12 protein-coding genes are annotated in these 13,592 nt (G+C 63.7%); 5 read left to right on the forward strand and 7 right to left on the reverse strand.

Features of this window, described 5'->3' with window-relative positions:
• Positions 1-92: 92 nt before the first annotated feature.
• Positions 93-731 carry a YitT family protein gene (locus QMO82_RS25900; RefSeq protein WP_183605603.1) on the forward strand — a complete coding sequence of 213 codons (639 nt, stop codon included), beginning with the start codon at positions 93-95 and terminating at the stop codon, positions 729-731.
• Positions 732-867: 136 nt separating this feature from the next.
• Complete coding sequence (locus tag QMO82_RS25905) at positions 868-1,002, forward strand: hypothetical protein (protein WP_272782890.1); 135 nt, start codon at positions 868-870, stop codon at positions 1,000-1,002.
• Positions 1,003-1,054: 52 nt separating this feature from the next.
• On the opposite strand, the gene QMO82_RS25910 is transcribed toward QMO82_RS25905, so the two are convergent.
• Together QMO82_RS25910 and QMO82_RS25915 are read right to left on the reverse strand one after the other, a co-directional pair.
• Positions 1,055-1,516, reverse strand: a complete 462-nt coding sequence (locus QMO82_RS25910) for a carboxymuconolactone decarboxylase family protein (RefSeq protein WP_183605604.1) — start codon at positions 1,514-1,516, stop codon at positions 1,055-1,057.
• Positions 1,517-1,539: 23 nt separating this feature from the next.
• Positions 1,540-2,040 carry an Rrf2 family transcriptional regulator gene (locus QMO82_RS25915; RefSeq protein WP_183605605.1) on the reverse strand — a complete coding sequence of 167 codons (501 nt, stop codon included), beginning with the start codon at positions 2,038-2,040 and terminating at the stop codon, positions 1,540-1,542.
• Between the two features lie 127 nt (positions 2,041-2,167).
• Between QMO82_RS25915 and QMO82_RS25920 the strand changes: the two genes are divergently transcribed.
• The 3 genes from QMO82_RS25920 to pdeM all read left to right on the forward strand — a co-directional run bounded on the left by QMO82_RS25920 (position 2,168) and on the right by pdeM (position 6,222).
• Entirely contained in the window at positions 2,168-2,800 is a 633-nt protein-coding gene (locus QMO82_RS25920; protein ID WP_183605606.1) for a YitT family protein, read from the forward strand.
• A 158-nt stretch (positions 2,801-2,958) separates the two neighbouring features.
• Entirely contained in the window at positions 2,959-5,469 is a 2,511-nt protein-coding gene (locus QMO82_RS25925) for a ligase-associated DNA damage response DEXH box helicase (RefSeq protein ID WP_183606634.1), read from the forward strand.
• A 27-nt stretch (positions 5,470-5,496) separates the two neighbouring features.
• Positions 5,497-6,222 carry a ligase-associated DNA damage response endonuclease PdeM gene (gene pdeM, locus QMO82_RS25930; protein ID WP_272783178.1) on the forward strand — a complete coding sequence of 242 codons (726 nt, stop codon included), beginning with the start codon at positions 5,497-5,499 and terminating at the stop codon, positions 6,220-6,222.
• Between the two features lie 19 nt (positions 6,223-6,241).
• Here pdeM and QMO82_RS25935 read toward each other — a convergent pair whose 3' ends face one another.
• The 5 genes from QMO82_RS25935 to QMO82_RS25955 form a co-directional block, all read right to left on the reverse strand.
• Entirely contained in the window at positions 6,242-6,823 is a 582-nt protein-coding gene (locus QMO82_RS25935) for a transglycosylase SLT domain-containing protein (protein ID WP_097621916.1), read from the reverse strand.
• 148 nt (positions 6,824-6,971) lie between these two features.
• The gene (locus QMO82_RS25940) at positions 6,972-7,772 is read right to left on the reverse strand and encodes a TIGR02186 family protein (protein WP_183605608.1); all 801 of its coding nucleotides are present in this window, start codon (positions 7,770-7,772) and stop codon (positions 6,972-6,974) included.
• Positions 7,772-8,695: a sulfite exporter TauE/SafE family protein gene (locus tag QMO82_RS25945; RefSeq protein ID WP_097621918.1), complete on the reverse strand. Its 924-nt coding sequence runs from the start codon at positions 8,693-8,695 to the stop codon at positions 7,772-7,774. Before QMO82_RS25945 ends, QMO82_RS25940 begins: the two co-directional genes overlap by 1 nt.
• A gap of 370 nt (positions 8,696-9,065) precedes the next feature.
• Positions 9,066-12,839 carry an SEL1-like repeat protein gene (locus tag QMO82_RS25950; protein WP_183605609.1) on the reverse strand — a complete coding sequence of 1,258 codons (3,774 nt, stop codon included), beginning with the start codon at positions 12,837-12,839 and terminating at the stop codon, positions 9,066-9,068.
• Between the two features lie 330 nt (positions 12,840-13,169).
• Positions 13,170-13,535 carry a VOC family protein gene (locus tag QMO82_RS25955; protein WP_183605610.1) on the reverse strand — a complete coding sequence of 122 codons (366 nt, stop codon included), beginning with the start codon at positions 13,533-13,535 and terminating at the stop codon, positions 13,170-13,172.
• Positions 13,536-13,592: the final 57 nt, after the last annotated feature.

The raw sequence follows: 13,592 nt of genomic DNA on the forward strand, positions 1-13,592 counted from the left end.
GGTGCTCTGGCTTCTTTCATTGTGCAAAATTCCATCGCGCCCAGGTCTTCCCGAGCGTGCTTCTCAACTCGTCTGCCGTGGAGACTGGCGACATGACACAGCTCATCAATGCCCTTGGCGGCGTCTGGAATACCAGTGCGACGCGCCACACCCCGATCGAAGATATGCAGGGCATATTCTCCGGCAGCCTCGTTGCCGCACTTGGGCTCTACGTGCTCGCCAGCGCCGGCCTTCTCACCGGCAGCACCGCCGGTGTGGCTTTCCTCCTGCATTATGCCTTCGGCGTCAATTTCGGCCTCGGCTTCTTCCTGCTCAACCTGCCATTCTTCTATCTCTCATGGAAGCGCCTCGGCATGGCCTTCACCATCAAGACCTTCATCGCCATCGGCCTGACCTCGGTGTTGGCAGATGTGCAGTCGCGGTTCTTTTCGATATCGAGCATTCATCCGGCCTGGGCGGCCCTGCTCGGCGGCCTGCTGCTCGGTTTCGGCCTGCTGGCGCTCTATCGCCACCGCGCCAGCCTCGGCGGCGTCGGCATTCTCGGCATCTATCTGCAGGAGCGTTTCGGCATCCGCGCCGGCCTCGTCCAGCTTGCCATCGACCTGTGCGTGCTCGCCGCCGCCTTCTTCGTCACCACCCCACCGGTCGTCTTCTATTCCGTCCTCGGCGCCGTCGTCCTCAACCTCTTCGTCGCCATCAACCACCGCGCCGATCGCTACATCGCGCTGTAGATCTAACCTTACAAAACGGTAAGCCATTCTAAACAAATCGTAACTTGCCTGATACCAGCCCCGGCGCGACACTCCTCCCGCGCCGGATTTGATGAGGTGAGTTATGTCAGATTTGGAAAAACTTGTGAGACGCCGCATGCAGGAAGAATACGCCAAGGGCGCTTCCGCAGAGGAAATTACCAGAGTCGTCCGCGACATATTCAACAGCATCGACCTCTCGGACAATGGCTCTGACGCCGTTGCCACACGGGCCGCTGCCGATCAGGATTGATCAGATATTCGACCGACCCGAGATTTTCGGGTCGGTTTCTCGTCGATATCGGTCACGCTGCCTTCGGCGCGGCATCGACCGGATGCTGCGAGCGGAAGCCGACAGCGAGGCGGTTCCAGATATTGATCGCGCCGATCGCCACCGTGATCTCAGTCATCTCCTTCTCGGAGAAATGCGCCTTCAGCGTCTCGTAGTCGGCATCCGGGGCGCCTGATTTGGCGATGTTGGTGACCGCGTCGACCCAGCCGAGCAGGGCGCGTTCGCGGGCGTCATAGACGGGCGATTCCCGCCAGACGCACATCAGGTTGATCCATTGTTCGGAGAGCCCATCATGGCGGGCTTCCTTCACATGCATGTCGACGCAATAGGCGCAGCCGTTGATCTGCGAGGCGCGCAGCTTGATCAGGTGGATGAAGCGGCGCTCCAGCCCGGAGGACTGGACATATTGCTCGAGTGCGGCGACCGCCTTGTAGGCGTCGGGAGCGGCTTTGGCGAAGTTGAAACGTGGTTGCATGGTCTTTCTCCGGTGTGAGTGGCTCAACGAGCCGTCTTGCGTTCATGGATTTCAAGGAAGGCGCAGCCTCTGGCTGCGATCGATCCGTCGTCGAGGGTATTCAGTTCGATGCCGATATCGGCGATGCTGGTCTTGGCGAGTTCGGCCCGATAGACCCGCTCGGCCCGAAGCATCGCCGCGCTGATGTTGCAGGGCTTGGCGAAGAAGCGGTCGGAGACCGGGTTCGGCCCGCGCTGGCGGATTTCGGCGCAGCGGAAAGCCGGGGCCGGTCCTTCAACCGCGAGCAGGATGTCGAGCAGTGAGATCTCCTCAGCCGCCTTCGCCAGCCGATATCCGCCCCTCGGCCCCGGTACGGTATCGAGGATGCCCGCCCCCGACAGCGCCTGCAGGTGCTTCAAGAGATAACTCGTCGACACACCGTGGAATTCCGCCAGCGCCGCGGCCGAAAGCACGCCGCCTGCGGTGAGGCCGGAAAGCATCGCTACGCTGTGAATGGCCTGCTCGACCCCGTCGCTCATCTTCATGCAGGCGGCCTCCTCAATTCGTGGATAAAAAATATCTACGATTAAGGCTGATGTCAAGAGGCGCCGTCCCTGCTTGCCTTTATGCCTCCGCCGGATAGAAGAGGGAAAAAGCCGACAGGGGAACAACATGGCATCCAACGCCTTCTCAGGCCTTCTGAATTCCAGCGCCGATCGTCATTCGCGCTTCGACGACGCCCAGGGCATCGTCGCCGGCAGCATGCTCGCCGTGCTCGGCGTCTCGCTGCTCTCCGGCGCCGGACTGCTTGCCGGCGGCACGGCGGGCATGGCCTTCCTCGCCCATTATGCGACGGGCTTCAGCTTCGGCTTGTGCTTCTTCGCCGTGAACCTGCCCTTTTATTATCTCGCCTTCCGCCGCTTGGGGCCTGCCTTCACCATCAAGACCTTCGCCGCCATTGCGCTGACCTCGGTCCTGTCCGAATTCGTCCCGGGCTTTATCGGCATCGCGCATGTCAATCCTATCGCCGGCGCGCTGTTCGGCGGCCTCGTCATCGGCGCCGGCATGCTGGCGCTTTTCCGCCACCGCGCCAGTCTCGGCGGCATCGGCATCCTTGCCCTCTACATCCAGGATCGTCTCGGCTGGCGGGCCGGCCTCGTTCAGCTCGGCTTCGACTGCGTCATCCTGGCGCTGTCCTTCTTCGTCGCCAGCCCCTTCATCATCGCCTGCTCCGTGCTCGGTGCCGTCGTGCTCAACCTCACGATTGCCATCAACCACCGCAAGGACCGCTATATCGCAATCTAGATCCGGATGATTTCTGGCTGCTCCAGCCTGAAATCATCCGGATCTGGATCAAGGAAGCAGGCCATGATGTCGTCCGAAAACCGCTCACACTTTTCGGCATCATGCTCATAAGGGCGGGACGCTCTTCTTTTTCCTTGAGCTTTCACTACCTTCAGGGCGTGGACCAGATCGATTCCGAAGCCCGTGCCCTGCTGCCTGCCGCCTTTACCCGCTGGTTTGCGGAAAAGGGCTGGCGCCCGCGTGCCCATCAGCTGGAATTGCTTACCCGCGCCGAGGCCGGCGAAAGCACGCTGCTGATCGCGCCGACCGGCGCCGGCAAGACGCTCGCCGGTTTTCTGCCATCGCTCATCGATCTCACCCGCCGCGGCAAGATCCCGCCCGGCTCCGCCTTCACCGGCATCCACACGCTCTATGTCTCGCCACTGAAGGCGCTGGCCATCGATATTGAACGCAATCTGATGAAGCCGGTCGCGGAGATGGGCCTGCCGGTTACGATCGAGAACCGCACCGGCGATACGCCGAACGCCAAGCGCCAGCGCCAGAAGCTCAACCCGCCGGACATCCTGCTGACGACGCCGGAACAGGTCGCCCTGCTGCTGGCCAACCGCGAGGCCGAGCGCTTCTTCAAGGACCTGAAATATATCGTCCTCGACGAGCTGCATTCGCTGGTCACCTCCAAGCGCGGCCATATGCTGTCGCTCGGCCTTGCCCGCCTGCGCCGCCTTGCCCCCGGCCTCCAGACCATCGGCCTGTCGGCCACCGTCGCCGAACCGATGGATTTGCAGAAATGGCTGGTTGGCCAACAGGAAGGCAGGGAGCACCATGCCGGTCTCGTCGTCGTCGAAGGCGGCGCCAAGCCCGATATTTCGATCCTGTCGACCGAAGAGCGCATTCCCTGGGCCGGTCATGCCGCCCGCTACGCCATACCCGACGTATATAGGCAGCTCCTCGAACACAAGACGACGCTGCTCTTCGTCAACACCCGCAGCCAGGCCGAAATGCTGTTCCAGGCGCTGTGGACGATCAACGACGACAACCTGCCGATCGCGCTCCACCACGGCTCCCTCGACGTCGCCCAGCGCCGCAAGGTCGAGGCGGCGATGGCCGAAAACCGGCTGCGCGCCGTCGTCGCCACCTCGACGCTCGATCTCGGCATCGACTGGGGCGATGTCGATCTCGTCATCCATGTCGGCGCGCCGAAGGGTGCCTCGCGCCTTGCCCAGCGCATCGGCCGCGCCAACCACCGCATGGACGAACCGTCGAAGGCGATCCTTGTGCCCGCCAACCGCTTCGAGGTCATGGAGTGCCAGGCAGCGCTCGATGCCAATTATATCGGCGCGCAGGATACCCCGCCGGTCGGCCGCGGCGCGCTCGACGTGCTCGCCCAGCATGTGCTCGGCATGGCCTGCGCCGAACCTTTCGACATGCTGGAACTCTACGATGAAATCATCAGCGCCTCGCCCTATGCCGATCTCAGCTGGGAGACCTTCGAGCGCATCGTCGATTTCGTCGCGACCGGCGGTTATGCGCTCCGCACCTATGAGCGTTACGCCCGTATCCGCAAGACCAAGGAGGGCCGCTGGCGCGTCTCCAATCCTGCGGTCGCCCAGCAATACCGCCTCAACCTCGGCACCATCGTCGAAAGCCCGATGCTGAACATCCGCATGGTCAAGCGCGGCGAGGGCGGCAGGATCGGCCGCGGCGGCGCCACGCTGGGGAAGGTCGAGGAATATTTCCTTGAGCAATTGTCGCCCGGCGATACTTTCGTCTTCTCCGGCAAGGTGCTGCGTTTCGAGGGCATCCGCGAAAACGAATGCCTGGCCTCGCAGGCCTATTCCCTCGATCCGAAGATCCCCTCCTACAACGGCGGCAAGTTTCCGCTGTCGACCTATCTCGCCGAGCAGGTGCGGACGATGATCGCCGATCCCGACCGCTGGCGCCGCCTGCCGGATCAGGTGCGCGACTGGCTGTCGCTGCAGAACGACAAGTCGATGCTGCCGAAGCGCGACGAGCTCCTGATCGAAACCTTCCCGCGCGGCAGCCGCGGCTATATGGTCGCCTATCCCTTCGAAGGCCGTCTCGCCCACCAGACGCTCGGCATGCTGCTCACCCGCCGGCTGGAGCGGGCCGGCGCCAAGCCGCTCGGCTTCGTCGCCACCGATTATTCGCTGGCCGTCTGGGGCCTCGAGGATATGGGGCTGATGATCGGCAATGGCCGGCTCAACCTCTCCGACCTGTTCGACGCGGACATGCTCGGCGACGATCTCGAAGCCTGGCTCGACGAATCCTTTCTGTTGAAGCGCACCTTCCGCAATTGCGCCGTGATTGCGGGCTTGATCGAGCGCCGCCATCCGGGCAAGGAAAAGAGCGGCCGCCAGATCACCGTCTCCGCCGATCTGATCTACGACGTGCTGCGCAGCCACGAGCCGGATCACATCCTGCTGCAGGCAACCCGCCAGGATGCGGCGACCGGACTTTTGGATATTAGGCGTCTTGGCGATATGCTGATGCGAATCAGGGGCCACATCACCCATCGCCCGCTCGACCATATTTCCCCGCTAGCCGTGCCGGTGATGCTGGAAATCGGACGCGAGGCGGTGCCCGGCGAGGCCCATGATGCGCTGCTTGCCGAAGCGGCGGACGATCTGATCGCCGAAGCTCTGGCATGATGACTGTATTTGGGAATGACGACAGTGATGAACCGCCTGGCGCTGGCGCGCGACATATCGGGACCGGCCGCGATACCGGGCATCGAGACATCGGTGAACGGCATTGGCGCCGTCTGCGATCCGCTCGGCGCCCTCTATCTGCCGGATGCCGGCCTGCTCGTCGTCTCCGACCTGCATCTGGAAAAGGGTGCCGCCTTCGCGCGCCGCGGCATGATGCTGCCGCCTTACGATACGCTGGCGACCCTGACCGTGCTTGCCGCCGTCGTCTCACGTTATGATCCGAAGCTCGTCGTGTCGCTCGGCGATAATTTCCACGACCGCGTCGGCTCAAAACATCTGCCGGAAAATTTTCGGGCGCTGATCGTCAATATGGCGCGCGGCCGCGAATGGATCTGGATCAACGGCAACCATGATCCCGACGGCATCGTCGATCTGCCGGGTACATCCGCCGACGAGATGCATTATGCCGGCCTGACCTTCCGTCACGAGCCGAGGAACGGCTTGCAGAGCGGCGAAATATCAGGCCACCTGCACCCGTCGGCGACCGTGCGCCGCCGCGACAAATCCGTCCGCCGCCCGTGTTTCGCCACCGATGGCGCTCGCCTCCTGATGCCGGCCTTCGGCGTCATGAGCGGCGGCCTCGACCTCGGTCATCACGCGATGAAAGGCCTGTTCGACAAAGCTTCGCTGGTGGCGCATCTACTGGGTCGCGATCGGATTTATTCGGTCCGCTACGGGAATTTGCGGGGATAGCGCTTGGCGCATCCTTAAATCAATCACACTCTCGCAATTGCTGCTGATACGTCCCTGCCATCCGCGCGAACTTCTGCGCCGTCTGCTGCAACTGCCCGTTCGAGCGCCAGTCGCCGCGCTTGTATCCGGTCGGGCCGGAATAATAGGCGAGATAGAGATTATAGGCATCGTTCAGCGGAATGCCGGTCTCCACGCTGTTCTGATAGTGATACCAGCCGATGAAATCGATCGCGTCGGCGAAGTTCGTCCGCCGCGCCGTCCAGTTTCCGGTCTGCGACTGATAATGATCCCAAGTCCCGTCGAGCGCCTGCGAATAACCGTAGGCGGTCGAGGGCCGGGTCCAGGGAATGAAACCGAACAGCTTGGTGCGCGGCGGCCGCGCATAGGGCTGGAAGCCGGATTCGGTATACATCGTCGCCATCAGGATCGGCACGGGTACGCCATATTTCTTCTGCGTCCGCTCGGCAGCACTCTGCCAGCTGGAGAAAAGCCCGTCGCGCTCGTCGAAGACGGCGCAGATGTTTCGCGTCTGCTTCGGCGCCGTCGCGCAGCCGGCAAGCAGCGCGAGACCCACGGCGGTCAGAACGATACGAGTACGCATGACAAAACCTCTCGTTTCCGAGAGATTACTAACTCGTAAATGTTAAAGACCGGTTTTTAGTCGAATACGAACTTCCCCGGATGTTTCCTTGTGCAGCCGGGATAGCTGACGTTATCCGAATGCGCCTCGGCGCCGCGCTTGCGGCGGATCAGTCCTTGCGGAAGATCAGGCTGGCGCCCCAGCCGGTGATGACGGCGAGAGCCACGGCCGCGCAGCCGTAGAGGATCGGCTGGCCGTGCGCCGCATCGGTGATCGTCTGCTCGATACCGGTTTTGATGACGCGCAGCGGCAGCGATTCCTCGGTCACCAGATTGCCGCTCTTGAACAGATAGGCGCGCACCGTGTGGACGCCGTTCGGAATGTTCGCCGGCAGGCGCAGGCTCGCCTTGAAGAGGTTGGAGGAAACGAACCGCACGCCGCTCGGGTTGCGGTCGTAGAACCCGCCGCCCTGTTGCAGCCGCCGGAAGGCATCCCGGAATTCGCCGAGATTGCTGCCATCGCCGACGAAGCCGACCGGCGTCAGCGGAATGTGATCGATGCCGATCCCCTGATCGGTCAGTTCGAGCGGTGTCGTCAGGTCATCGATCATCCGCGAACTCGACATCGAATAGGAGTGCGGCACCGCCTCGAAGGTCATCGAGCGCGTATTCACCCAGATGCCGAAGACGCGCTCCTTCTTGCGCACCGTCGCATCCTGGCGCGGGCCCTCCAGCACCACGACCACATCATACTGGCCGATGGCGAGCAGCAGCTGGTCGGTGTTCGAGAGAGCCCCGAAGATCGTCAGGTCGGCGCCGTGGAAGTCCGAGGTAATGGCGATTTCGCTGGTCGACGTGCCGATTTCCAACCCTTCGCGCACCGCTTCGGTGGACTGCCCGGGCAGCCATTGCGCTCCGGCCACCGCCGGCAGCAGGCAAAGCAACATGATGGCGGCGGCAAGCAGGCGCATCAGTTGCCGGCTCCCATCACCACCGAATAGACGTCGGCCGGCGTCACCACCAGCGCGATCGCCAGACGCAGGCCGACGGCGAGCACCAGCAGGCCGAGCAGGGCGCGCAGCTGCTCGCCGCGCAGCTTCTGGCCGACGCGCACACCGTATTGCGCGCCGATGACGCCCGCCACCATCAGGATGAAGGCGAGCACGATATCGACGGAAAAATTCGTCGCCGCCTGCACGATCGTCGTATAGGCGGTGACGAAGATGATCTGGAACAGCGAGGTGCCGACGACGACATTGGTCGGGATGCGCAGGAGATAGATCATCGCCGGCACCATGATGAAGCCGCCGCCGACACCCATGATCGAGGTCAGGATGCCGATCGCAAAGCCGAGCGCAACGATCGGAATGACGCTGAGAAAGATCTTCGATTTTTTGAAGCGCACCTTGAGCGGCAGCTTGTGCACCCAGTGCTGGTGGCCGGGCTTGCGCGGCGCCGGCGGCTCGTTGCGCGCAGCCCGCCGCATGGCGTTGATGCTTTCGAGCAGCATCAGCCCACCGACGGTGCCGAGGAAGATGACGTACATCAGCGAGATGATCAGATCGAGCTGGCCGATGGCGCGCAGCAGCGAGAAGATCCAGATGCCGACCGTCGCGCCCGAGAGGCCACCGATCAAAAGCACCGTGCCGAGCTTGACGTCGAGTGTGCCGCGCCGGAAATGCGTGATCGCGCCTGATATCGACGACGCCACGACTTGGTTGGCGCCGGTCGCCACTGCAACGACCGGGGGAATATTGTAGAAGATCAACAGCGGCGTGATCAGAAAGCCGCCGCCGACGCCGAACATTCCCGACAGGAATCCGACGGCCGCCCCCATGCCGAGAATGATGAAAATGTTCACCGACAATTCTGCGATGGGCAGATAGATTGTCACAGCCGACCCCGAATGATGACCGCGCCTGTCGGCCGGTTTCTGTACGTCCCCGTTCGAATGCGCACCATACTGTGAAATCGTTGCCAGAGGCTTTCGATCGGCCCTGAATGACGGAGAGATCGGTGGCAGAGGATTCGCCGATGCGCGGATCGATATGTCCGGGCATAATCCGGCTTTTTTCCGGTTTTGTGACAGGCGGCGGAAAAATTGGAAAGACCCTTGCGGCATAGTGCCGCCAGGACCGCGCCTATAGCTGCCTCTCCCCTAAACTATCGGGGTCAAGCCTTGCGAGAGGTAGGAGGGGAACGGAGAGGGGGGCGGCATGTTCTCTTCTCCCCGGGGGGAGAAGAGGGAGTCGAGAGGCCGTGGCTCAGATCGCTTTGCTGCCCTGCTTGTTGCGCTCGAGCAGCGCCTTGACAGTCGCGTCGGTCACCTTGCCGTCCGGCTCCTGGCCGATCGACTTCTGAAAGCTCTTGATCGCGGTCACGGTCTTCGCGCCCATTTCGCCGTCCGGCGCGCCGGCGTCGAAGCCGTTATTGTTGAGGATCGCCTGGATGTTGCGGATCGCCTTCTTCATGTCGACGCTCGCCGTCTTCGGGCCGGTTCCCGCCCATTCGTCGGGAATGTCGATGGCGTTGGTGCGGTGGTCGAGCGGCTCCGGCTTCCACAGATCGGCCTTGGCGCGGGCCCGTTCGAGCTGGTCGGGCTTCATGGCATTGGCCACTTCGTCGCGCTTCTGGCTCGCATCCTTGTCGCCGGCCTTGGCGGCGATCGCAAACCATTTGTAGGATTCTTCGAGATCCGCCGGCACTCCGTTGCCCCGGGCGCAGAGGATCGCCAGGTTGAACTGGCTGTCGGTGATGCCGAGGTTGGCAGCCTTGGTGAACCACGAGGCCGCCGTCGCATAATCCTGCTGGCCGAGCGCGCCGGAGGCGTAGAGCACGGCCAGATTGTGCATGGCGCTGGCATTGCCTTGGTTGGCCGCCTGTTCGTAGAAGCCCTTCGCCTTGGCGATGTCGCGTTCGACGCCGTTGCCCTTCTCGTACATGCTGCCGAGCCGGTATTCTGCGGGCGCAAAACCCTTGTCGGCCGAAAGCTGGTACCAGCTTGCCGCCTGCTTCTGATCGACCGTCATGCCGTTGCGGCCGTCAGAATACCGCGCGCCGATCTCAAACAGCGCCAGCGCATCGCCGGTGCTTGCCGCGTCGGCCAGCGATTTCGGCTGGACCGTGTCGGGAATGGTGATTGCGGCCTGCGGTGCGGATGCTGCCGGCGCGGGAACGAAGCCCGATGTCTCCGGGGCTGCGCCTGATGGAGCCGAGGGAGCAAATGTCGCAGCCCCTTCGCCGTCGAGCGGCGCTGCGTCGGTCAGATGCTCGCCGACAACCGGCGGGGCAGCTTCCGGCTGCGCCTGCTCCGAGAGGGGAGGGGTAGCCTCCGCTGCCGGAGCGGTGGTCCCGAGAGCGGCGGTGTCCGGCTGGGCGGGTGTTACTTCCGGCACGGCCGGTGACGGGTTTTCCGCCGCCCCGGTCAGCGCCGAAACTTCCGCCGGTGCCTGCGGTGCGCGCTCGCCGCTCGTCAGCGTCCGGGCGAGCGGAAAGGCCATGATGGCAAGCAGCACGGCGCCGACCGCCAGCAGGATCGGCCGCCGGTAGCGCGAAAAGGCGCTGGTCTTGCCAGTCTTGTCGGAAGCCTTGTCGGACGTCTTGCCGGCCTTGTCGGCAGCGGCACCCTTCTTTTCTGATTTGACGGCTGTCTGTTTTGGGTTGGCGTCGACCTCCATCGCGGCGGCCTGCGCCGCACGGCGGGCAGCAGCAATATAATCGGCGCGATCGGTCTCAGTGGCGGGTTTGCCGCGTGCAGCACTCTGGCTGGCGCGGACTCGCTCGAGGATTTTCTTCACGTCGGGGGTGCCGGAACCCGGTTCAAGCAGCTCGTTTGCCGCATCCGTCGGCACCACGTCGGTCGGATCGATCGAGGGTGCGGGGTCGATCACCGGGCGTTCGGTTGCGCGGGTCTCGGCTTTTTTCCCGGGCAGCAGCCGCTTGCCGAGGCTGGCGAGCAGGCCGACCTTTGCCGGTGCCGATGTCGCAGTTTCCGGCGTCCTGCTCGCGGCTTCGATGGCGATCGCGCTCGTTCCGCTCATGGCGGTGGCTTGGGCCGGGGCGGCAGGTTCGGCTGCGACCTCGGCGGTGCGGATCACAGGTGAAGCCTTCGGCGCGGGGGCAGCGGCCGGCGGCCGGGCCATCTCCGCTTCGGCTACCATCAGCGCATAGGGATCGACATCAAAATCGACGTCCGCGACCGGCATTTGGGCGACCGGCCGGCCGCGCTCTTCCATGCCGTCGAGGCGGTCGGCGATATGCACCAGCGTCTCGTGCAGCGCCTTGAACGTCTTGTGCGTGCGTTCCTCACTGTCGCGGCTGATATCTTCGAGGTGGCGCAGATCCTCGGCCAGCGCCGTCAGCGCCGACATGTCGGCAGCGGGCACGCCACCCTGCGCGTTGCCATTGCGCGCATAGGCTTCGACCACCGCTTCCGCCGCCTGGCGCGCCGCCTCGATGATATATTCGTCGCTGGTCGCCATATAGTCTTCGATCGCGCCCATGCGCCGGTCGAAATCGGCCGGTATCGCAGCGCTTTCGCGCGGCTCGCTCATCAGCGCCGAAAGATTGGCGATCTGGTCTTCGAGGTTCTTCAGCGCCCGCGAATCGGTCGGCGCTGCCGCCGTGCTCTCTTCCAGCCGGGCGGCAATGTCGCTCAGCCGCCCTTCGAGACGCTCGAAGGCGCCGTCGTCGATCGCTGCGGCCGGCGCCGGCTGCTGATAGGCCATCTCGTCGATGCGCCGCGCGAGATAATCGAGCCGCTGTGCCAGCACATCGTTGACGGCGCCGTTCTCGAGCGCGTCGATCTTGCGGGAAATATCGGACAGCGGGCCGGTGAGGTCGGGCTGGGGGGCTGCCTTCTGCGTGCGCTCCAGAAGATAGGAAAGCTGTTCCAGCCGTTCGTCGAGCCGTGACGTCGCTTCCGTCTTGCTCAGCTCCTCGACGCGCGTCGTCAACGCCTCCAGCCGCATCGCCAGCTCGTCGGCGGGGTTCACGCGGTTCGCCGCATCATGGCTCATCAGGTCGGCGAGCGCCGAAAGCCGGCTTTCCAGCCGCTGCATCAGCGCCGGGTCGTTGGTGGCGGCGGCGCGTCCGCTGGCTGCGATCGCCCGGCTGATCTCGTCGAGCCGCGTGTCCATGGCGGCGAACTGTTCGGACATGACCCGGTCATGCGGCTGGATCATGTTGCCGAACTGCTCCATCGCCGTGGCGATGGCAATCAGCTTGTCTTCCAGCGCACGGACGGCCGGGCTTTCGCCCATGCCGCCGATATGGCGCTTGATGTCATCCAGCCGGTAGGCGAGCGAAACCAGCTCTTCCTGCAGTCCCTCGGTATCGAGCGCCGCAAGCCGGCTCTCGAAGCCGTCCCAGCGGTTTTCCATGTGGCGCAGCGAATCCTCGCGCGCCAGCCCGTCCATCAGCGAGCGCAGATCTTCGAAATCCTCACGCAGGCCGGCGGCCTCCGGGCCGGCGGAGCGGCCGGTCAGCTGGGTGATGCTCTGGGCAAGGCGGCCCATGTCGGCGCGGATCTCGTCGGCGAAACGGCCGTCTCCGGCGCTTGTCTTGATCTCGCGCAGTTCGGCGCGCAGCGCGTTCATCTCGCGGGTGACGCCTTCGGAAATGTCGCGCTTCAGGTCCTGGCGCAGATTGACGAGCGCCTGGGCGATCTCCGTCATCGTGTCGTCGCCGGCCCGGAAGGCGGGTGTCGGCAGCGGCGCGGCGGCGCGCGGCGCCGGTTCGCGTGAGAGCGGGGCAGGCTCGCGTCCGTACGGCCGATCGCGGCCCGCTTCGAGGGCGCGCTGGCGCTGGCGGATTTCAGCGAGCGGATCCGGCCGCGGCTCGAGCGGCGCCCGTGCGGGGCGCGGGGCGTTGGCGCCGGCATAGGCATCGCGCTCGGTCGTTGCCGTGCGCGGCCGCTGTTCGCGCCCGCTGCCCATCAGCCCTTCGATGCGTGCCTCCAGCCCTTCGATCGTGCGGTTCAGCGCATCGAGCGAGGTCCTGTCGGACTGCCGGGAAGGATTTGATCGCGATCCGTTCATCTTCTTGCTCGCTTCGACTGCTCGACCTCTCGTCAGAGCTCGATCCTTGGCTTTTTCGTCTGCTGCCCACGGCTTTGCCGCGGACCGGAGCGCACCATTCACAAGAAGATAGTCAATTAGACTTTCCTCAAGCTGAACGATGTAGCGGCATCCTTAGAAACGCGAGACTAGGAAAAGGAATGCGGATCACTACTGCTCAATCCGCACCTTTCACGAAACGTGGTAAACAAGCCGTTAATCTCGATGAGAATTTTTTAACGTTTGTGTTCGAAAGGCCATTTTTAGCGGCAATTGCCGCTGAATTCGTCACATCGGACGGCCGCGGGCGCCTCAGGCCGGCCTGGGATATTGCAGCTCGATCTTCACGCCTTCGGGGCCGTAAACGAAGACCTGGCCGAGATCGGTGTCGGGAATATCGTAATATTCGTAGCGGTAGCCGGTCGCCTTGATGCGCTCCAGCGCCGGACCAAATTCGTAAAGGCTGAAGGCGACATGGTTGAAGATGCCGGCCGGAAAATCGGTGCTGCGCGATGTCAGGCTGAGATGGATAACCGGGCGTTCGTCGAGATAGAGCCAGTGGCCCGGCGAGGCGAAGGGTGGGCGATAACCTTCCTTGACGCCGAGCAAGGTTTCGAAGAAACCGATCATTCTAGGCGCATCGCGGGTTTCGATCGTGACATGGTCCAGACGCGGCATCGGTTTCCTCCCGGCAGAGCGTTGACGGCAAATCTAGCCTGTATGGACCCGCTGCGA

The sequence above is a fragment of the Rhizobium sp. BT04 genome, assembly GCF_030053135.1.
In the GTDB taxonomy this organism is placed as follows: Bacteria; Pseudomonadota; Alphaproteobacteria; order Rhizobiales; family Rhizobiaceae; genus Rhizobium; species Rhizobium binxianense.